A 19,929-nucleotide genomic window follows, 5' to 3' on the forward strand; every position below is an offset into this window, starting at 1 on the left:
GTCAGTGATTGTCGCGCGGCACGAAGGCCCCGCGGCGACCACGCAGGAAGGCCAGGTCGGCGCCCTGGTCGGCTTGCAGCACCGTGTCGACGTACAGCTTCCAGTAGCCCGAATCGAGCGGCGCCTTGGGTGCGACCCACTTCTCGAGCCGCCTTGCGAGCTCTTCGTCGCTCACATGCAGGTGCAGCTTGCGGTTGGGCACGTCGAGCTCGACGATGTCGCCGTCCTGCACCAGCGCGAGCGGTCCGCCCGCGGCCGCTTCGGGCGCCGTGTGCAGCACCACCGTGCCGTAGGCCGTGCCGCTCATGCGCGCGTCGCTGATGCGGACCATGTCGGTGATGCCCTTGCGCAGCACCTTCGGCGGCAACGGCATGTTGCCCGACTCGGCCATGCCCGGATAGCCGCGCGGGCCGCAGTTCTTCAGCACCATGACGCAGTGCTCGTCGATGTCGAGGTTCTCGTCGTCGATGCGCTTGTGCAGGTCGTCGGCGCTTTCGAACACCACCGCGCGACCCTTGTGCACCAGCAGCTCGGGTGTGGCGGCGCTGGGCTTGATGATGGCGCCGTTGGGCGCGAGATTGCCGCGCAGCACGCAGATGCCGGCCTTGTCCTTGAAGGGCTCGGCCAGCGGGCGGATCACCTGCGGGTTGTAGTTCTCGACGTCCTTCACGTTGTCCCACAGCGTCTGGCCGTTGGCCGTGATCACGTCCTTGTGCAGGTACTGCGCGATCTCCTTGATGACCACCGGCAGCCCGCCCGCGTAGCAGAAGTCTTCCATCAGGAAGCGGCCCGAAGGCTGCAGGTCGACCAGGCAGGGCAGGTCGGAGGCCAGCCGGTCGAAGTCGTCCAGCGAGAGATCCACGCCGATGCGCCCCGCGATGGCCAGCAGGTGAATGACGAGGTTGGTGGAGCCGCCGATGGCGGCGTTGACCTTGATGGCGTTCTCGATGGCCTGGCGCGTGAGGATCTTCGACATGTGGAGGTCTTCATGGACCATGTCGACGATGCGCCGGCCGGCCATGCGCGCCAGCACGTTGCGCCGGCCATCCACCGCCGGGTAGGCGGCGTTGCCGGGCAGGCCGATGCCCAGCGACTCGACCATGCAGGCCATGGTGCTCGCGGTGCCCATGGTCATGCAGTGGCCGTGGCTGCGGTGCATGCAGCTCTCGGCCTCGAAAAATTCCTGCAGCTTGAGCGTGCCGGCGCGCACCTGCTCGCTCATCTGCCACACGCCGGTGCCCGAGCCCAGTTCCTGGCCGCGCCATTTGCCCGAGAGCATCGGGCCGCCGGAGACGCCGATGGTCGGCAGGTCGACGCTGGCCGCACCCATCATGAGCGCGGGCGTGGTCTTGTCGCAGCCCATGAGCAGCACCACGCCGTCGAGCGGATTGCCGCGGATGCTTTCTTCCACGTCCATGCTCGCGAGGTTGCGGTACAGCATGGCGGTGGGGCGCAGCAGCGTTTCGCCGAGCGACATCACCGGGAACTCCAGCGGAAAGCCGCCCGCCTCGTAGACGCCGATCTTCACCTGCTCGGCGAGCGTGCGGAAATGCGAATTGCAGGGCGTGAGCTCGCTGAAGGTGTTGCAGATGCCGATGACGGGACGCCCGTCGAACTGGTCGTGCGGCACACCCTTGCCCTTGACCCAGCTTCGGTAGATGAAGCCATCGCGGTCATTGCGGCCGAACCATTGCTGGCTGCGCAGGTCTTCGGGTTTTTTCTTGGGGGAAGTGCTCATCGGGTTGTCTCCGTTTACGACCGCTTACGGCCCCAAACCTCAGGGTTTGTCCTGCCGATCGATCATTTCAATCATCATATGATAAGTGTGAAGAACTTGCCGGACCCTTAGTGTTTTCGAGTGTCGGCATATCAAATTTCACATCACGCACATGATCAAGAACATCCACGGTCGCACGCTCGAGCTGCTCGGCGAAGCTGTCGTGGCCGGCCGCTATGCGATCGGTGCGTCGATCCCGGCCGAACCCATTCTGGGCGAGGAGCTCGGCGTGAGCCGTACCGTGGTGCGGGAGGCCATCAAGTCGCTGGCGGCCAAGGGCCTGATCGTGACGGGCCCCAAGGTGGGCACGCGGGTGCTGCCGCAGGACAAGTGGAACTGGTTCGATCCCGATGTCATCACCTGGCAGTCGCGTGCCGGGCTCACGCCCGAGTTCCTGCGCGACCTGCAGGACCTGCGGCGCGTGGTCGAGCCCGCGGCCGTGCGGCTCGCGGCCGAACGGGCCAGCCCGCAGGACATCGAAGAAATAGAGCGCGCCTATGCCGGCATGAAGGAAGCCGTGGAGAACGGCGGCGACTACGTCACCTTCGACCTGCGCTTTCATACCGGCCTCCTGAGCGCAGCGCGCAACCGCATGCTCGCGCAGATGAGCAAGGCGCTCAACGCATTGCTTCGCACCAGTTTCGAAATCTCGACCAGCAAGCCCGACGGTCCCGCGCTTTCGCTGCCGCTGCATCGCGCGGTGCTCGACGCGGTGATTGCGCACGATCCGGCCAAGGCCGAGCAGGCGGTCATCCGCCTCATCGATGGCGCGCGGCAGGACATCGAAGACGTGCTCGGCTCGCGCCGCCGGCTGCCGCGGCTCAGCCGTCCACCGCCGCGGCTGAAGGCGAACTAGCCGGGCAGCCCGGGTCCAGGCGCCAGCCGGCGCAGGTTGCAGCAGATTTTTCACCCACGCTCGTGTTCGAGCATTTCCACCGAAAAAGAAGGAGACACCATGAAAGTCGTCAAGTCGCTGATAGCGCCGACGTTGTTCGCGCTGGGGTTGTTGGCGGCGGCAGGTCCCGCTGCCGCGCAGGAAAAGCTCACCGTCTGGTGGGTGAAGGGCTTCTACAAGGCCGAGGACGATGCGTTGTTCGCCGCCATCAAGAAGTTCGAGGACAAGAACAAGAACGTGAAGATCGAGCTGTCGCAGTACCCGATCCAGGACATGATTCCCAAGACCGTGTCCGCGCTCGACTCCGGCAGTCCGCCCGACGTGGCCTACGCCGACGTGTACGACTTCCAGGTCACGGGCAAGTGGGCCTACGACGGCAAGCTCGAAGACCTCAGCAGCGTGCTCACGCCCATGAAGGACCGCTTCGCGCCGAACACGCTGGAGACCACGTACCTCTACAACGAGCAAAGCAAGGCCAAGGCCTACTACGCCTTCCCGATCAAGCAGCAGACGATGCACGTGGAGTACTGGCTCGACATGCTCACCGAGGCCGGGCTCAAGGAAAGCGACATTCCCACCACCTGGAAGGACTACTGGACCTTCTGGTGCGAGAAGGCGCAAACCGCCAGCCGCCAGAAGAGCGGCAAGCGCACCTTCGGCATCGGCATGCCCATGGGCGTGGATTCGAGCGACTCGTTCTATTCGTTCCTGACCTTCATGGACGCGCACAACGTCAAGCTGGTGGACGACAACGGCAAGCTGCTGGTCGACGACCCGAAGGTCCGCACCGGCCTGATCGGCGCGCTGACCGACTACACCACGCCCTACACCAAGGGCTGCACGCCGCCCTCGTCGACGAGCTGGAAGGACCCGGACAACAACGTCGCGTTCCACAACAAGACGACGCTGATGACGCACAATGCGACCATCTCGATCGCCGCCAAGTGGCTCGACGATTCGAACAACGCCTCGCTCACGCCCGAGCAGCGCGAGGAAGCCCGCAAGAACTACACCGAACGCATCCGCACGGCGGGTTTCCCGAGCAAGCCTGACGGCAGCAAGATGGTCTACCGCACCGCGGTGAAGACCGGCGTGGTGTTCAAGGACGCCAAGAACAAGGCCCGTGCCAAGGAGTTCGTCGCCTTCCTGCTGCAGGAAGAAAACCTCACGCCGTACGTCGAGGGTTCGCTGGGCCGCTGGTTCCCGGTGACCAAGGCCGCGCAGCAGCGTGACTTCTGGAAGGCCGATCCGCACCGCCTCTCGGTCTTCAACCAGTACGCTGCCGGCACAGTGACCTTCGAGTTCACCAAGAACTACAAGTTCACCGTGCTCAACAACGAGAACGTCTGGGCCAAGGCCATGAGCCGCGTCGTCACCGACAAGGTGCCGGTGGACAAGGCGGTCGACGAGATGATCGCGCGCATCAAGACTGTCGCGGCGCAGTAAGCCGCATCCGGAAACACCTTCACCGGGCCGACTCGCATGAGCTCCACTGCCACCGCCGCGCCATCCCCGGCGCCTGTTGTCAATCTCGGGGCGCGGCACGCGCGCTGGCAGTTCTGGGGCGCGGTCATGGTCGTGCCCTACCTGCTGGTGTTCGTGGTGTTCGTGCTCTATCCGGTGGGGTACGGGCTATGGCTCGCGCGCCATCCGCAAAGCTACGTCAAGCTGGTCGAAGACCCGATCTTCTTCCGCTCGGTGATCAACACGGCCATCTTCCTGGTCGTGGCGATCAACATCAAGATGCTCGTGGCCCTGGTGCTCTCGGGCTTCTTCGTGACATCGCGCTGGTGGATCAAGATCGTCTCGGCGATCTTCATCCTGCCATGGGCGATGCCCTCGATTCCCACCATCCTGTCGATCCGCTTCATGCTCAACCCCGAGTGGGGCGTGATCAACAGCACCATCTTCCGCCTCACCGGCGCGGATGGCCCCAACTGGCTCAACGATCCTTCGCTGGCACTGGCCCTGGCGATGGTGGTGCACATATGGAAGTCGCTGCCGTTCTGGACGCTGATCCTGGTGGCGGGGCGGCTGGCCATTCCTACCGAGCAGTATGAAGCCGCTTCGGTCGATGGCGCCTCGTCGTGGCAGAAGTTCCGCTTCGTGAGCTGGCCCGCGCTGAAGACGCTCTACGTCACGTCCCTCATTCTTTCGATGATCTGGACGCTGGGCGACTTCAACAGCGTCTACCTGCTGACCGGCGGCGGACCTGCCGACCTGACGCACGTGCTCGCAACCTTGGGCATCCGCTATCTGCGGCTGGACCAGGTCGACCTGTCGATGGCATCGATCGTGGTGGCGCTCCCTCTCATCCTGCCACTCGTCTACTTCATGATGAAAAGGCTCTCGAAATGACGCGCTGGACCCCCAAGGCCATGGCGACCGAGGCCAAGCTGCTGCTGATCGGCATTCCGGTGCTGCTCTGGACGCTGATTCCGGTCTATCACATGGTGCTGTTCGCGATCTCGTCGAAGGACTCCGCGACCTCGGGCCTCCTGTGGCCCAAGAACCCGACGCTGGACAACTTCCGCATCGTGTTCCAGCAGAAGCACTTCTACCTCGACCACTTCTGGCTGCAGCTGGGGAACTCGCTGCTGATCGCGCTGACGGTCGGGGCGCTCACGCTGTTCGTCGCGACCACGGCCGCATTCGCGATCAGCCGGCTGCGCGTGCGCGGCGGGCGCACGGTGATGAACATGGCGCTCTTCACCTACTTCATTCCCGCGGCCTTTCTTGCCGTGCCCATGTACAAGACCATGGGCAACTACGGCCTGCTCAACAGCCAGTGGGCGCTGATCCTTGCCATGGTGACCATCGCCTCGCCGTACTGCATCTGGGTGCTCAAGCAGGCCTCCGACAAGCTGCCCTACGAGCTCGACGAGGCCGCGCGCATGGACGGCGCCTCGCCGCTGCAACTGTTCCGCCTGGTGTACCTGCCGCTGATGGTGCCGTCGCTGGTGGCGGTGGGCACCTATTCGCTGCTGCTGGCATGGAACGAATACCTCTACGCATTCCTGCTGCTGTCGAACGACAGGAGCGTGACCTTGGCGGTGGCGCTCGGCAACTTCCTTTCGGCCGACGATTCGCCGTGGGAGCTGCTGATGGCCACCGGCCTCATCTATGCATTGCCGCCCGCGGCGATCTACTACGCCTTCAAGCGCTACATGGTGGGCGGACTCACCGCTGGTGCCGTCAAGAGCTGAGCGAACCCTGGGAATAAAAATGGCATCCGTATCCTTTCGCAATATCCAGAAATCCTTCGGCAAGGTCCAGATCATCCAGGGCTTGAGCTTCGACATCACCGACGGCGAGTTCGTGGTGCTGGTCGGGCCCTCGGGCTGCGGCAAGTCGACCTTGCTGCGCATGCTTGCGGGCCTGGAGGACATCAGCGGCGGCGAGATCATGATCGACAGCCGCGTGGTCAACGACCTCGAGTCGAAGGACCGCGACATCGCCATGGTGTTCCAGAGCTACGCGCTCTATCCGCACATGACGGTCGGCGAGAACATGGGCTTCAGCCTGCGGCTGCGAAATGCCGAGAAGTCGGTGACCGACGAGCGGGTGGCGCGCGCCGCGAAGATCCTCAACCTCGATGCACTGCTCGGGCGCTATCCGCGCGAGCTGTCGGGCGGCCAGCGCCAGCGCGTGGCCATGGGGCGCGCCATCGTGCGCGACCCGAAGGTGTTCCTGTTCGACGAGCCGCTCTCCAACCTGGACGCCAAGCTGCGCGTGGCGATGCGTGCCGAGATCAAGGCGCTGCACCAGCGCCTGAAGACCACCACCGTCTACGTGACGCACGACCAGATCGAGGCCATGACCATGGCCGACCGCATCGTGGTGATGCACGACGGCATCGTCGAGCAGATCGGCACGCCGCTCGACCTGTACGACCGTCCCGACAACCTGTTCGTCGCGCAGTTCATCGGCTCGCCGTCGATGAACGTGATCGAGGGCACGGTGCGGCGCTCGGGCGGCGAATGCCACGTCGAGGCACATGGCGCGCGCTGGCCTGTGCCGCCGGGCACCTCGGCGCCCGACGGCCAGCCAGTGCACTACGGCATCCGCCCCGGCGACATCACGCTGGGCGGCGGCAGCGGCGTCGATGCCCAGGTGATCGTGGTCGAGCCCACCGGCGCCGAGACCGAACTGCTGGTGCAGGTCGGCAAAGCGAAGCTGGTGCTCGCGGTGCATGGCCGCGTCGACGCACAGCCCGACCAGACCGTGGGCCTGGCGATCGATGCCGACCGCGTGCACCTGTTCGATCGCCAGAGCGGCCGGCGCATGCCCTGAGCTTTTCGGCTCAGTCGGTGCGCAGCCGCAGCAGCGCGCGCACGAAGCCGTGGTCCGAGCGCGAGCGGTCCCGGCCTTCGTGCAGGTGGTCGTTGAAGTAGTCGACCCGGCGCACGTCGCCCAGGCTGCGCCGGCTCGTCGCAACGAACTCCTCGCTCACGAAGATCTGGTCGAGCACGGCCGGAAAGCCCTGGTGGATGTGCGAATAGGCCACGTCCTTCTTGAGCGCCGATTCGCCCTGCATCTCGTAGGCGTTGAACAGCGCCACGTCGCGTGCGGCCTTGTCGTAGGCCACCTCGGAGGTGGCGGCCACCAGCTGCGTGGTGACGCTGTGCGGGTCGTCGTTGAAGTCGCCCATCACCACCAGTGGCGTGTTCGTGTCCTGCAGCAGGTCGATCACGATGCAGCGCAGGGCCGCCGCCTCGACGCCGCGCATGACGAGCGAGCGCAGCGAAGCCATGACGCCGACCTTGCGGTCCTCCCGGTCTTCCAGGGCATTGCCCTGCGCGTCCTGCAGGAACTTCGGCCGTTTGGACTTGAGGTGCACCGTCAGCACGTGCACCTGCTGCCCGTGCTTCATGCGCAGCGTGGCCAGAAGGGGCGGGCGCTCGAAGCGCGTGTGCGGGCCCAGGCCCGGGACCTCGGCCCCGAAGCCGGGTGGAAAATCGACGAAGGAGCGAACCTCGTCCACCTGCAGCCGCGTGGCAATGCCGACACGCGGCGTGCCCTGCGCGCCCGGCCGTGCAGGCGTGCCCGGCGGGCTCGCGGGCGGCGGCGTGTTCTCCGCGCCGGGGACCGAGACGAAGTCGTAGCGCAGGCCGCTGCGCGCAATGGCAGCCTTCAGCGCGCTCTCGTCCCAGACCTCCTGCACCGCGAGCACGTCGGCATTGAGCGCGTGGAAGCGCTCGCCGGTCCAGGCGATCTTGCGTTCGTATTCGCGCTCGTCGTAGGCGTCCTGGTTCTCGTAATACACCCGGTGCGGGTTCGCGAGATTCAGCAGGTTGCAGGTGGCGACGAAGAGCGTGGCGTAGTTGGGCGGGATGTCTTGCATGGCACGCGATTGTGTCTGCAGCGGGTGACGAACGGGAGATGCCGTGCAGGCGATGCAAAAGACAAAGGGCACCGAAGTGCCCTTTGTCTTTCTTGCGGGGTAGATGTTCCTTCTACCCGCTGCAGCCGGTCAGCGGCCGAACGAACGGCCGCCGCCGCCGGAGCGGTTGCCACCGCCACCGCCACCGCCACCGCCGCCGTAGCCGCCGCCACCACCCGAACGGCCGCCGCCGCCCGAGCGATTGCCGCCGTAGCCGCCACCGCCGCCGCCCGGACGACCGCGCCCGCGGCCGCCACCCATGTGGTCGACGCTCGTGCGCAGCGGATCCGGCTGGCCGTCGCCGCCGGCAACCGCTTCGGCGCGCAGGTGCGCGACCTGGTTGGCCTGCGTCGGGCTGTGGCTGTTGCCGTGATGGCGCGGTTGGCGCTCGTCATGCGGCAGATGGTTCTGCGGCGCATGGTGCGGCGCGCGTGCCGGGCCTTGCGGTCCACGGCCTTGTGCCGGGCGGGCGCCCTGGCCGCGCGGGCCTTGGCCTTGTCCCTGGCCGCCGCCATTGGCATTGCGGCCTTGGCCGCCGCCGCCCTGGCCGCCTCCGCGGCGTTGACCGCCGCCGTTGCCGCCACCACCACCGCCGGCGCGTTCGCCGCCGCCCTGGCCGGCCTTGTTCTCGCGGATGCGCTGCAGCATCTCGGTGCGGGCAGCCTTGGCGGCGGCCTGCATCACGTCGCGGCTCGGCGGACGGCCGGCGCCGCCCCAGATCGTCTGGCGACCCATGGCGATCGGCTCGGCGCGTTCGCCTTCCTCGGGGCCGAAGCCTTCGACGAACTGCACCGGAATCGTCTGCTTGGTGAAGCGTTCGATTTCCTGCATGAAGCCTTCTTCGTCCATGCAGACAAAGCTCACGGCCTCGCCGCTCGAGCCGGCGCGGCCGGTGCGGCCGATGCGGTGCACGTAGTCTTCGCTGACGTTCGGGATCTCGTAGTTCACGACGTGCGGCAGCTCGTCGATGTCGATGCCGCGGGCCGCGATGTCGGTGGCCACCAGCGCGCGGATGTCGCCGCTCTTGAAGCCGGCCAGCGCCTGCGTGCGCGCGCTCTGGCTCTTGTTGCCGTGCAGCGCCATCGCCTCGATGCCGTTCTTGGTGAGGAACTCGGCCACGCTGTTGGCGCCGAACTTGGTGCGCGTGAACACGAGCACCTGGCTCCACTTGTTCTCGTTGATGATGTGCGCGAGCAGCGCCTTCTTCTTGCCGCGGCCCACCGGGTGGATCACCTGGGTGATGCGCTGCACCGTGGTGTTGCGCGGCGTGACCTGGATGCTTTGCGGGTTCTTGAGCAGCGTGGCGGCCAGGTCGCGGATCTCGTCGCTGAAGGTGGCCGAGAACAGCAGGCTCTGCTTTTCCCTGGGCACCAGGGCGAGGATCTTCTTCACGTCGTGGATGAAGCCCATGTCGAGCATGCGGTCGGCTTCGTCGAGGATCAGCATCTGGACCTGGCTCAGGTCGAGCATGCCCTGCTGCTGCAGGTCGAGCAGGCGGCCGGGGGTGGCCACGAGGATGTCGACGCCCTTCTTGAGCTTGCTGATCTGCGGGTTCATGCCCACGCCGCCGAAGATCACGGTGGAGTCGAGCTCCAGGTACTTGCCGTAGGTGCGCACCGACTCCTCGACCTGGGCCGCGAGTTCGCGCGTGGGCGTGAGCACCAGCGCACGGATGCCGATGCCGCCGAACTTGTTGGTGGCGCTCGTGCCAACGCTGAGCTTGTGCAGCATGGGCAGCGTGAAGGCAGCGGTCTTGCCGGTGCCGGTCTGGGCGCCGCCCAGGAGGTCGTGGCCTTCGAGGACCGCGGGAATGGCTTGCGCCTGGATGGGGGTGGGGGTGTCGTAACCGTGCTCGTGCACAGCCTTCAAGATGGCGGGAGCCAGCTTCAGTTCGTCAAAATTCATTGGAAACAATAAGCGCCATACACGGCGCAGTGGCATCGGCCCGCTTGGCGTCTTTTGGTGACGCCGAGCCAGTCAAGGCTGATGAAGGTCAGGGGTGGGAGCCGGAAAGTCCGCCCTCGCAAGAGGGTTGAAAGGCGCTTTCTTCGTCCCCGGCAGAGAGCCGGTGTTGCGGGCAACTGGACCCGGCAACGGTGGCTATTGTCGCATGAGTCGATAATCCATGGTTTGCCGCGTTCGAAAGCTTCTTCGGGCGCCCGCACTTTTTCCCAATTTCCGCTACCCAAGGTAACTATCTACAGATGGCTCAATACGTCTATTCGATGAACCGCGTCAGCAAGACCGTGCCGCCCAAGCGGCAGCTCTTGAAAGACATTTCGCTCTCTTTCTTCCCCGGCGCCAAGATCGGCGTGCTCGGCCTGAACGGCTCGGGCAAGTCCACGCTGCTCAAGATCATGGCGGGTGTGGACAAGGAGTTCGAGGGCGAGGCGCTGCCCATGCCGGGGATGACGATCGGCTACCTGGAGCAGGAACCCAAGCTCAACCCCGAGCACACGGTGCGCGAATCGGTCGAGGAGTCCATGGGCGCGGTGTTTGCGGCCAAGGCGCGCCTCGAAGAGGTGTACATCGCCTATGGTGCCGAAGACGCCGACTTCGACGCGCTGGCGGCCGAGCAGGCCCAGCTCGAAGCCATCATCGCCACTGCCGGCACCGATTCCGAGCACCAGCTCGAGATCGCCGCCGACGCACTGCGCCTGCCGCCGTGGGACGCAAAGATCGGCCTGCTGTCGGGCGGCGAAAAGCGGCGCGTGGCGCTGTGCCGCCTCCTGCTGTCCAAGCCCGACATGCTGCTGCTCGATGAGCCGACCAACCACCTGGACGCCGAATCGGTGGAGTGGCTCGAAGTGTTCCTGCAGCGCTTCACGGGCACCGTGGTGGCCATCACCCACGATCGCTACTTCCTGGACAACGCGGCCGAGTGGATCCTGGAAATGGACCGCGGCCGCGGCATTCCCTGGAAGGGCAACTACAGCACCTGGCTCGAGCAGAAGGGCGAACGCCTGGCGCAGGAGCAGAAGAGCGAAGAAGCCCACGCCAAGGCGCTGAAGAAGGAACTGGAGTGGTCGCGCCAGAACCCGAAGGCACGCCAGGCCAAGAGCAAATCGCGCCTCGCCCGCTTCGAGGAGCTGAGCGACATGGAATACCAGAAGCGCAACGAGACGCAGGAGATCTTCATTCCGGTGGCTGAGCGGCTGGGCCAGCAAGTGTTCGAGTTCCACGGCGTCAGCAAGTCCTTCGGCGACCGCATGCTGATCGACAACCTGAGCTTCACCGTGCCGCCGGGCGCGATCGTCGGCATCATCGGCCCGAACGGTGCCGGCAAGTCGACGCTCTTCAAGCTGCTCGCGGGCAAGGAGCAGCCGGACAGCGGCGAAGTCATCATCGGCTCGACGGTCAAGATGGCCTTCGTGGACCAGCACCGCGACGAGCTCGCCAACAACAAGACCGTGTGGGAAGACATCTCGAACGGCCTGGACATCATCAACGTCGGCAAGTTCCAGATGGCGAGCCGCGCCTACGCGGGCCGCTTCAACTTCAACGGCGCGGACCAGCAGAAGAAGGTCGGCACGCTGTCGGGCGGCGAGCGCGGCCGGCTGCACCTGGCCAAGACGCTGATCGCGGGCGGCAACGTGCTGCTGCTGGACGAACCGTCGAACGACCTCGACGTCGAAACGCTGCGCGCGCTCGAAGATGCGCTGCTCGAATTCGCCGGCACCGTGATGGTCATCAGCCACGACCGCTGGTTCCTCGACCGCATCGCCACGCACATCCTGGCCGCCGAAGGCGACAGCCAGTGGACCTTCTTCGACGGCAACTACCAGGAGTACGAGGCCGACAAGAAGAAGCGCCTGGGCGAAGAGGGTGCCAAGCCCAAGCGCATGCGCTACAAGGCCCTCAAGTAAGCCTCGACCGGTTTTTCCGGAGCGCGAACGGCGCGCCGACCCTGGGAGGGCGGCGCGCTTTTTTCATGGGGCGGACAAGCCGGCGTTTCAACGCGGCCGCACCAGCCGAAAGGCCGCATTCGCTCCCCATGTGGCGACCAGCAGGTTCCCGTCGGGTGTGCGGGCGAGTCCGACCGGGCTGGACAGGCCGTCCGCCACCACGACGCGGCCTCCTTCGCGGTCGATGCGGCTGACCGTCGTGCCGCCGTAGTCGACCACATAGGCGGCAGCGCCCTCCCGGTCCGCGACGATGCCGGGACCTGGGCTGCGCAACCCGTCGTGGATGCTTCGCGCGCGTCCGTCCTGCGCGACCAGCGAGATGCCGCCTGCGATGTTGCTGACCATCAGCTCGCCGCCGGGCAGTTCGACCGCGCCGACCGGCGTTTGCAGTCCCTTTGCAGCGACTTCGATCCTGCCGTCGGGGTGCGCCGCGAGGATCTCGTCGGTTCGGCGGTTGGCGATCAGCAACCGGCCCTTGCGGTCGAAGCTCAGGCCCGCCGGCGTTGCCAGGCCGCGCACGAACACGCTCTGCCTGCCGCCGGGCGTGAAGCGCCACACCAGGTCCTGGCTGTAGGACGCGACGAAGATGTCGCCGGAAGGGCCGATTGCCAGCCCGCTGGGGCCGCTCAAGCCCGATGCGAACACCGAGCGGGCACCGTCAGGCGCAAAGCGCAGCACGGTTCCGGCCGACCAGTTGGCGACATAGAGATGGCCCGCGGCGTCGTAGGCCATGCCGACCGGCGAGGAGAGCTCGTCATGCACGGGGCGTTTCTCCAGCATCCAGGCCGGCGGGGCGGGCGTTCGCGCCGAGGCGGGCACATGGGTCGCGCTCGCAAGCAGCGCAAGGCCGAGCAGCGGCAGGCGGATGCGAAAACTGCGGTGCTTCATGCGGGCTCTCCAACCGGGGCATCCACGGCAAACACCTCGCGCGCTGCCGCCAGTCCGTTGAGCGCCGCGGGAAAGCCCGCGTATACGGCCATCTGCATGATGACCTCGACGATCTCGGTGCGCGTGACGCCGACGTTGAGCGCGCCCTGGATGTGCACCTTGAGCTGCGGCGCGGCATTGCCCATGGCCGTGAGGGCGGCCACCACCGCGATCTCGCGCGAACGCAGGTCGAGGCCGGGGCGCGAGTAGATGTCGCCGAACGGAAACTCGATCAGGAGGCGCGCGAAGTCGGGTGCGATGCCGGCCAGGCTTTCGACGACCTTGACGCCGCCTTCACCGTCGATCTGCTGGAGTTTGGCGAGCCCGCGCTCGTAGCGCAGGTTGTTGCCGTTGTGGCTTGCTTGTGCGTTGGTCATCGCTCGTCTTTCCTTCGGGGGCTGTGCCCGGTGACGAGGGACGCTTCCTGTCGATGGCTCGGTAGTGCTCGATCTTCAGCGACAGCGCCTGCATCGATTGCTGCAGCGCCGCCACCTTGCCCTGGACCTCGGCAAGATGCTGTTCGAGCATCTCGCGCCGCGCTCCGACACTGGCGTCCCCCTGGCTTCGAAGCCTGGCGAAGGCCTGCATGCCCTGGATGGGCATGCCGGTCTCGCGCAGGCGCAACAGGAAGGCCAGCCAGTCCAGGTCGGCGCCCGCATAGCGGCGCTGGCCGCCCGGTGCACGGGGCACCGCGGCGATCAGTCCGATGCGCTCGTAGTAGCGCAGCGTGTGGGCCGTGAGGCCGGTGCGCTGCGCGACTTCCGCAATGGTCAAGCTGGCTTCCATGGCGGGAATTCTCGAAGTTGGAGCGCGCTCGAAGTCAAGCGCTTTCTGCGGCTTCCGCGGGCGGCGGCGTCCGGGGCGCGAAATCGCCGGGCTGCGGCCAGCGCATCTGCACGCGCCTTTGCACCGTGTGGATGTTGTTGCGCAGCGCGTAGAGCTCGTCGGCGTACGACAGCGGAACGGCCACCTTGTTGACCACGCGGTCGAGCTCCTCGAGTTCGTCGAGCAATTCGTCGCGCCCGCCCTGGCGGGAATCGACCTTGGCCTCGATGTCGCGCAGCCGCGCATACCAGCGGAACACGCGGCGCCGCACGCGGAATTGGTACAGCGGCGGCACCACGCGGCTCAGCGGCAGCATCAGCACCAGGAGGCCGCCGAGCACCAGCCACATGCGCTCGATCAGGTTGCTGGCCCAGAACGGCAGGTAGCGTTGCCAGAATGGCGGCGTGCCGTTGATGGCGCGGTCGCCCTCGGGGCTCACGGGCAGTTCGCTGGTGCGCGTGTTGGGAAAGTCGCGCGCGCGGTTGAACCAGCCGGCGTCGCTGTGCACGCCTTGCGCGGCCTGCGCGAAGAGCTGGCGCAGAGCGGAGTGGGTCTCGTCGCGCGAAAGCAGCGAGGTGGTGGCCGCGAGCAGCGAGACGTCGGCAGGTGGCAGGTCTTTCGACAGGTCGACCACGCCGCGCGGCAGCGTGACCGCCGAAAGAAACGGAAAGCGCCGGGTGTACGCATCGGCCTGGCCGAAGTCCATGAGCTTGATGTCGGGCGCGCGCAGCAGCCGCTGCACCTGCGGCGACTGCGGCGCCGAGGCCAGCACGATGGCATCGAGCAGGCCGGCCTGGAGCGCTTCGGCCGCGGCCGCCTGCTCGAGGTTGGACAGCTGCAGCGCATCGGGCTCGAGGTGGTTGGCCTTGAAGAGCCTTTCCATGATCTCGGGCAGGCCGCTGCCCGCCAGGTCGACGTTCACGCGCAGGCCGCGCAACTGGGCGAGCGAGGTCAGCGTGGCCGTCTTGCGGTCGATCTTCTGTGCGCTGTCGGCGCGGTAGAAGAGCCAGATCGGCTCGAAGAACAGGCTGCCGAGGGAGGTGAGGCCGGCTTCCTCGTCGGCCACCGGATCGGCGCTGCCGCCGCGCACGAAGCCCACGTCGGCGGCGCCGCTGCGCAGCAGTTCGAGGTTTTCGGATGATCCCGTGGTGGCCTTGAGCTCCACCTCGATGCCGCTGCCCTTGAGCAGCTCGGCATAGCGCTTGCCGAACTGCGAATAGGCGCTGCCGGTCGGGCCGGTCGCCAGCGTCACGTGCTTGGGCGGCTGCGGCTGCAGCCACCAGTAGGCGGCAATCAACAGGCCGATCACGAGGAACACGACGGGACCGGCCGAGGCGATCAGGTCGCGGATCGACAGCAGGATCAGCTTCAGTGTCTTGGGCATGGCCATGGGGAACTCAACCTTTCGTTGCGGCGAGGTCGGCCGCGCACGGCACGTGCAGCTCGCCAACGGTGACGGAACGCGCCGCCAGCACCGCGCGCAAGGTGGCCCGCGCCACCGCTTCGGCCGCCATGGTGCCGAGCACGGTCATGCCGGGGCTGGATTCGGCACCGGGGCCTTCGAGCGGGACGCGGCCGGTGGCCAGCGCGAACAGGGTGTCGCCGTCGCTCATCGTGTGCACCGGGTTGATGGCGCGCGCCAGGCCATCGTGCGCCACGCTGGCGAGGCGGTTGGCCTGCACCTTCGTCAGCACCGCGTCGGTCGCGATCACGCCGAGCGTGGTGTTGGTGCCCGCGAGCAGGGGCTTGGGCAGCTCGCCGCGCAGCAGTGCGCGGCGGGTGTCGAGCAGCGCGCGGCCGTCCTCGGTGCGCGCGCCGGCCACGGGCTGCGCGGTGTCCGGGTCGATCACGTCGCCCAGCGCGTTGACCGCGATGAGCGCGCCCACCGTCACGCCGCCCACGGTGACCGAGGCGGTGCCGATGCCGCCCTTCATCGCGCGGTGCACGCCGAAGAGCTTGCCCACGAGCGCGCCGCTGCCGGCGCCCACGTTGCCTTCTTCGGGTGCACCGCGGGTGGCCGCCTCGCAGGCCGCATAGCCGGCGGCGGCGTCGGGGCGGATGCGCGCGTCGCCCATGGGCAGGTCGAACAGCACGGCGGCCGGCACGATAGGCAGGGTGCCGAAGCGCACGTCCATGCCGATGCTGCGCTCCTCGAGCCAGCGCATCGCGCCTTCGGCCGCGGCCAGGCCCCAGGCGCTGCCGCCCGCCAGCATCACGCCATGCACCTGCTGCACCAGGTTGCCGGGCGAGAGCAGGTCGGTTTCGCGCGTGCCCGGCGCGGCGCCGCGCACGTCGACGCCGGCCACCGCCCCTTCGCGGGCGAGGATCACGGTGCAGCCGGTGGGCCGGCGCGCGTCGGAAAAATGGCCGACTTCGATGCCGGCCACATCGGTGATGGCGCCGGAAGACGAAGCAGGAGAAGAGGAAGCGGGTGACGAAGCAGGCATGGCGGCCGATTATGGGACCGCCCCTCTACGATAGGCCCCCATGACAGTTGCAAGAAGTTTCTCCGGCAGGGGCGCGGGACGCCATGTGGTCGTGATCGGCGCGGGCGCCGTGGGCAGTGCGACCGCCATCGAGGCCTTGCGCGCCGGCCTGCGCGTGACGGTGGTGGAGCCCGGCGAACCGGGCGGCCCGCAGGCCACGAGCTACGGCAATGCGGGTTGGCTCTCGTCGCATTCCGTGGTGCCGCCCGCGCTGCCCGGGGCCTGGCGCAAGGTGCCGGGCTGGCTGGCCGATCCGCTGGGGCCGCTCGCGCTGCGCTGGCGCCATCTGCCACGGGCCTTGCCCTGGCTGCTGCGCTACCTGGCCTCGGGCTGGACCGAGGCGCGCGTGCAGCGCACCGCCGACGCACTGCGCACGCTGCTGGCCGATGCACCGGCGCTGCATGCCGGGCTCGCCGCCGAGGCCGGCGTGCCGCAGCTCATCGAGCGGCGCGGCCTGCTGCATGCCTACCGGTCGCGCGAGGAATTCGAGGGCGACGCGCTCGGCTGGCGCGTGCGCCGGCGCACCGGTGTGCAATGGGAGGAATGGCCGGCGGCTGAATTGCGCCGGCGCGAACCCGACCTCGACGCACGCTACACGCTCGGCATCTTCGTGCCCGAGGCCGGGCACTGCCGCAATCCCGGGGCCTATGTGGCGGCACTGGCGCGGCATGCGCAGGAGGCCGGCGCGCAGCGCGTGGCGGCACGCGCCACCGGCTTTCGCATCGAGGGCGGGCGGCTGCGCGCGGTGCGCACCGATGCGGGCGAGATCGCCTGCGACGCCGCCGCCATCTGCGCAGGGGCGCGTTCGGGCCCGCTGGCCGCGGCCGCCGGATCGCCGGTGCCGCTTGAATCCGAACGCGGCTACCACGTGGTCGTCGAAGGCGCTTCGGTGGGGCCGCGCACGCCGACGATGGTGGCCGACGGCAAGCTCATCGCGCACTGGATGGATGGCGGCCTGCGCGCGGCCGGCCAGGTCGAGATCGGCGGGCTCGATGCCGCGCCCGACTGGCGGCGCGCGGAGATCCTGCACCGGCACCTGCTGTCGATGTTTCCGGCGCTTGCCACCCAGGCACCGGAGGCGGTGGCCGTGAAGCACTGGCTCGGCCACCGGCCCAGCCTGCCGGACGGGCTGCCCTGCATCGGCGCGTCCGCGGCCAGCGCGGACATCGTGCTGGCCTTCGGGCATGGGCACGTCGGCCTGTGCGGCTCGGCGCGCACCGGCAGGCTCGCGGCGCAGTTGCTTGCGGGTACCGCGCCCGAAACGGCGCTGGCTCCTTTCGATCCGGCCCGCTTCCGCTGACGGACGGCGTGGTCTTCCTCAGCGGTAGCCCTGGTAGATGCGGCTGCCGCCACCAGCCAGCACCAGCAGCACGTCGTAGGGATCGCGCCGGTCGCCGTAGGCGGCGCCGTCCATGCCCGGCGATCCCACCGGCATGCCGGGCACCGCGAGGCCGATGGCCTTGGGCTTTTCGCGCAGCAGCCTGTGCACTTCGCGCGCAGGCACGTGGCCTTCGAGCGCATAGCCGCCGACCAGGCCGGTGTGGCACGAACCCAGCCTGGCGGGAATGCCGAGCCGGCTGCGCGCGGCGCTGTTGCCGTCGTCGTGCACGCGGGTGGCGAAGCCGTTCGCGTTGAGGTGCCTGACCCAGTCCTGGCAGCAACCGCAATTCGGGTCTTTCCAGATCTCGACCATCGGCGCCGCGGCCGATGCGGCCAGCGGCCATGCCGCCGTGGATGCGAGCGCGAGCAACGGGGCGGCGCGCAGAAGAAGGGTGCGTCTTTGCATGGTTTGTTTCTCCTCAGGGCGGCAGCTGCGCGCGGGCCTTGTCGGCCCACGCCTGCAGGTTGTCGAGCAGGTCTTTCTGGCTGAAGGAACAGCTCTCCTCGCTGAACAGCGCGCTCGATTCGAGCCGGTCGAGCAGGTTCAGCAGCACCTCGCCATAGCGCGGCGGCAGCGCCGCGAGCAGTTCGCTGCTCGCGCGCGCCTCGTTCGAGAGCGCGGCGACCGATCCGCCGCCGCCTTGCAGCGCCGCGATGCCGCCGCCGATGGCGTCGAGTTGCCGTGCGGCGGTGCTCACGACGAAGCCTTTCCAGGTGGCGGCAGCGAGAGGCCGCGTTCGCGCATCAGGTCGCGCAGCACGTCGGGGTAGTCGGTGATGAGGCCGTCCACACCCCAGTCCATCAGCCGCAGCATGTCGGCGCGCTGGTTCACGGTCCAGGGCAGCACCTTGAAGCCGAGTCCTTGCGCTTCCTTGATGGCGGCGGACGTCAGATCGCCATACGCCGGTGACCAGGTCACGGGCGCGCCGGGCTTGCCGGCGGCGGCCTTGACCAGCTGCGGCGTCGAAGCGAAGTCGGCCGCATCGAGGCCGGCCGTCCAGCGCCTGTCCTTGAGCGTGCGCGGCGAGCTCAGGTAGGCGCGCGGCAATTGCGGCGCAAGCTGGCCGACCAATGCGAGCGTGCGCCAGTCGAAGCTCTGGATGGTCACGCGGCCGCCCATCTGCGCCTTGTCGATCTCGGCGAGCAGGGCGCGCACCATCGGCTCGGGCGCGGCGGTCTCGTCGGGCTTGGCGGGGTCGATCTTGGTCTCGATGTTGAAGCGCACCGTGGCGGCCGCGGCGCCGCGTGCGCGCACATGGTCGAACAGCGCGGCCAGGGTCGGAATGCGCTCGCCGTCGCGCGGCTGCTGCAGCGCGAACTGCTTGCCGTAGTTGCTTGCGGGGTTCAGGCGGCCGACGTCGTAGCTCTGCAGTTGCGCCAGGCTGAGAGAACGGACGGTGGGGCCGGTCTTCGATGCGAGCCACGCACCGTTCGCGTCGCGCGTGTGGTCGGCATTGAGTGCGGTGTCGTGCGAGATCACGACCACGCCGTCGGCCGTGAGCCCGACGTCGAGTTCGAGCGTGTTCACGCCCATATCGATGGCGTTGGAGAAGGCCGCCAGCGTGTTCTCCGGTGCGAGCCCGCGTCCGCCTCGGTGCGCCTGCAGGTCGAAGTGCTGCTTGGCCGTGGGGAGAATGGCCGCGCAGCCCGCGACGAGCAATGCGGCAGCAAGCAGTGGGTATTTCATTTCAGCTGCACCTTGATGCCGTCGTCCTGCACCGTGATGTCGCCGATCTCGTAGGTCTTGCGCCCCACCGTGAGCTCCTCGGCCGTGAAGCTGCGCAGCACCTGCCCCTGCAGCAGCTCCTGCGCCACTACCGCGCCCACCTGCTGCAGGCGTTCCGCATCGCGGCCCTGCACGCCCTGCAGCTCGAGGCGCTCGGCCTTGGGCTGGTCCAGGCGCAGCGCGCGCGCGGCGGCGTCGTAGCGCAGCGCGCTGCTGACCGAGACCACGCCCTGCACCGGCGAGGCGGCCAGCAGGGGGCTGGCAATGGTCAGCGTGGCCGTGATGGCCGCGCGGTTGCCGCGCGCGTCCAGGCCCAGCTGCGGATCGCGCAGCCCGACCGTGAAGATCTCGGCATAGCGCTCGGCCACCGGAAAGCGCTTGGCGATCTGCGCCTGCAGTTCGTCGCGCGTGGCGGTGTATTCGCTGGTGAAGAAGTTGAAGCCGGCCAACGCGGAAAGCGGCGCCTGCACGGCGGCGGCACCGCACAGCGCGCGCAGCAGCATCCAGCGGCGGGAGGGGAAGGGCAAGGGGCGGATTTGCATACTTCTCCGAGCTTGCCACAGCCTGCGGGGTTCCGGCGAGTTCAGGACTCCGGTCCGTTCGCCGGGCCCATGCTGCTACGCGG

General features: G+C 67.8%; 19 protein-coding genes. 7 read left to right on the top strand and 12 right to left on the bottom strand.

Annotation, left to right across the window (positions count from 1 at the left end; genetic code table 11):
* Position 1: 1 nt before the first annotated feature.
* Positions 2 to 1,738: an IlvD/Edd family dehydratase gene (locus EJO66_RS21380; protein ID WP_125966038.1), complete on the bottom strand. Its 1,737-nt coding sequence runs from the start codon at positions 1,736 to 1,738 to the stop codon at positions 2 to 4.
* Between the two features lie 151 nt (positions 1,739 to 1,889).
* Between EJO66_RS21380 and EJO66_RS21385 the strand changes: the two genes are divergently transcribed.
* The 5 genes from EJO66_RS21385 to EJO66_RS21405 all read left to right on the top strand — a co-directional run bounded on the left by EJO66_RS21385 (position 1,890) and on the right by EJO66_RS21405 (position 6,965).
* Positions 1,890 to 2,633 carry a FadR/GntR family transcriptional regulator gene (locus EJO66_RS21385; protein ID WP_124955915.1) on the top strand — a complete coding sequence of 248 codons (744 nt, stop codon included), beginning with the start codon at positions 1,890 to 1,892 and terminating at the stop codon, positions 2,631 to 2,633.
* Between the two features lie 99 nt (positions 2,634 to 2,732).
* A complete protein-coding gene (locus EJO66_RS21390; protein WP_125966039.1) occupies positions 2,733 to 4,118 on the top strand; it encodes an ABC transporter substrate-binding protein in 1,386 nt (461 codons plus the stop codon).
* A 36-nt stretch (positions 4,119 to 4,154) separates the two neighbouring features.
* Complete coding sequence (locus tag EJO66_RS21395) at positions 4,155 to 5,030, top strand: carbohydrate ABC transporter permease (protein ID WP_124955911.1); 876 nt, start codon at positions 4,155 to 4,157, stop codon at positions 5,028 to 5,030.
* Positions 5,027 to 5,878, top strand: coding sequence for a carbohydrate ABC transporter permease (locus tag EJO66_RS21400; RefSeq protein WP_124955909.1), 852 nt, complete (start codon positions 5,027 to 5,029; stop codon positions 5,876 to 5,878). Before EJO66_RS21395 ends, EJO66_RS21400 begins: the two co-directional genes overlap by 4 nt.
* 19 nt (positions 5,879 to 5,897) lie before the next feature.
* Positions 5,898 to 6,965, top strand: a complete 1,068-nt coding sequence (locus EJO66_RS21405) for an ABC transporter ATP-binding protein (protein ID WP_124955907.1) — start codon at positions 5,898 to 5,900, stop codon at positions 6,963 to 6,965.
* Between the two features lie 10 nt (positions 6,966 to 6,975).
* On the opposite strand, the gene EJO66_RS21410 is transcribed toward EJO66_RS21405, so the two are convergent.
* Positions 6,976 to 8,016 carry an endonuclease/exonuclease/phosphatase family protein gene (locus tag EJO66_RS21410; protein ID WP_125966040.1) on the bottom strand — a complete coding sequence of 347 codons (1,041 nt, stop codon included), beginning with the start codon at positions 8,014 to 8,016 and terminating at the stop codon, positions 6,976 to 6,978.
* A gap of 129 nt (positions 8,017 to 8,145) precedes the next feature.
* Complete coding sequence (locus EJO66_RS21415) at positions 8,146 to 9,960, bottom strand: DEAD/DEAH box helicase (protein ID WP_125966041.1); 1,815 nt, start codon at positions 9,958 to 9,960, stop codon at positions 8,146 to 8,148.
* A 299-nt stretch (positions 9,961 to 10,259) separates the two neighbouring features.
* Between EJO66_RS21415 and ettA the strand changes: the two genes are divergently transcribed.
* Positions 10,260 to 11,921 carry an energy-dependent translational throttle protein EttA gene (ettA, locus tag EJO66_RS21420; protein ID WP_021008342.1) on the top strand — a complete coding sequence of 554 codons (1,662 nt, stop codon included), beginning with the start codon at positions 10,260 to 10,262 and terminating at the stop codon, positions 11,919 to 11,921.
* Positions 11,922 to 12,008: 87 nt separating this feature from the next.
* Here ettA and EJO66_RS21425 read toward each other — a convergent pair whose 3' ends face one another.
* The 5 genes from EJO66_RS21425 to EJO66_RS21445 are packed head-to-tail and all read right to left on the bottom strand — an operon-like array spanning position 12,009 to position 16,159.
* On the bottom strand, positions 12,009 to 12,848 hold the full coding sequence (locus tag EJO66_RS21425; RefSeq protein WP_124955901.1) for an NHL repeat-containing protein: 840 nt from the start codon (positions 12,846 to 12,848) through the stop codon (positions 12,009 to 12,011).
* Positions 12,845 to 13,264, bottom strand: a complete 420-nt coding sequence (locus EJO66_RS21430; RefSeq protein WP_124955899.1) for a carboxymuconolactone decarboxylase family protein — start codon at positions 13,262 to 13,264, stop codon at positions 12,845 to 12,847. Before EJO66_RS21430 ends, EJO66_RS21425 begins: the two co-directional genes overlap by 4 nt.
* Positions 13,182 to 13,673, bottom strand: coding sequence for a MerR family transcriptional regulator (locus EJO66_RS21435; RefSeq protein ID WP_124955897.1), 492 nt, complete (start codon positions 13,671 to 13,673; stop codon positions 13,182 to 13,184). The genes EJO66_RS21430 and EJO66_RS21435 overlap by 83 nt, the downstream gene beginning before the upstream one ends.
* A 34-nt stretch (positions 13,674 to 13,707) precedes the next feature.
* Positions 13,708 to 15,102, bottom strand: a complete 1,395-nt coding sequence (locus EJO66_RS21440; protein ID WP_125966042.1) for a TAXI family TRAP transporter solute-binding subunit — start codon at positions 15,100 to 15,102, stop codon at positions 13,708 to 13,710.
* Between the two features lie 7 nt (positions 15,103 to 15,109).
* A complete protein-coding gene (locus EJO66_RS21445) occupies positions 15,110 to 16,159 on the bottom strand; it encodes a P1 family peptidase (RefSeq protein WP_124955893.1) in 1,050 nt (349 codons plus the stop codon).
* 40 nt (positions 16,160 to 16,199) lie between these two features.
* Here EJO66_RS21445 and EJO66_RS21450 point away from each other — a divergent pair, with 40 nt between their 5' ends.
* Complete coding sequence (locus tag EJO66_RS21450; RefSeq protein ID WP_124955891.1) at positions 16,200 to 17,498, top strand: NAD(P)/FAD-dependent oxidoreductase; 1,299 nt, start codon at positions 16,200 to 16,202, stop codon at positions 17,496 to 17,498.
* A gap of 18 nt (positions 17,499 to 17,516) precedes the next feature.
* On the opposite strand, the gene EJO66_RS21455 is transcribed toward EJO66_RS21450, so the two are convergent.
* From EJO66_RS21455 to EJO66_RS21470, 4 genes are read right to left on the bottom strand one after another with little or no spacing between them, the layout of a single operon-like run.
* Positions 17,517 to 17,984: a DUF411 domain-containing protein gene (locus tag EJO66_RS21455; protein WP_124955889.1), complete on the bottom strand. Its 468-nt coding sequence runs from the start codon at positions 17,982 to 17,984 to the stop codon at positions 17,517 to 17,519.
* A gap of 13 nt (positions 17,985 to 17,997) precedes the next feature.
* Positions 17,998 to 18,276, bottom strand: coding sequence for a hypothetical protein (locus tag EJO66_RS21460; RefSeq protein WP_124955887.1), 279 nt, complete (start codon positions 18,274 to 18,276; stop codon positions 17,998 to 18,000).
* Complete coding sequence (locus EJO66_RS21465; RefSeq protein ID WP_124955885.1) at positions 18,273 to 19,265, bottom strand: glycerophosphodiester phosphodiesterase; 993 nt, start codon at positions 19,263 to 19,265, stop codon at positions 18,273 to 18,275. Before EJO66_RS21465 ends, EJO66_RS21460 begins: the two co-directional genes overlap by 4 nt.
* The gene (locus tag EJO66_RS21470; RefSeq protein ID WP_223262149.1) at positions 19,262 to 19,831 is read right to left on the bottom strand and encodes a DUF1439 domain-containing protein; all 570 of its coding nucleotides are present in this window, start codon (positions 19,829 to 19,831) and stop codon (positions 19,262 to 19,264) included. Before EJO66_RS21470 ends, EJO66_RS21465 begins: the two co-directional genes overlap by 4 nt.
* Positions 19,832 to 19,929 lie beyond the last annotated feature (98 nt).

The organism is Variovorax beijingensis, from assembly GCF_003951285.1.
GTDB lineage: Bacteria > Pseudomonadota > Gammaproteobacteria > Burkholderiales > Burkholderiaceae_C > Variovorax > Variovorax beijingensis.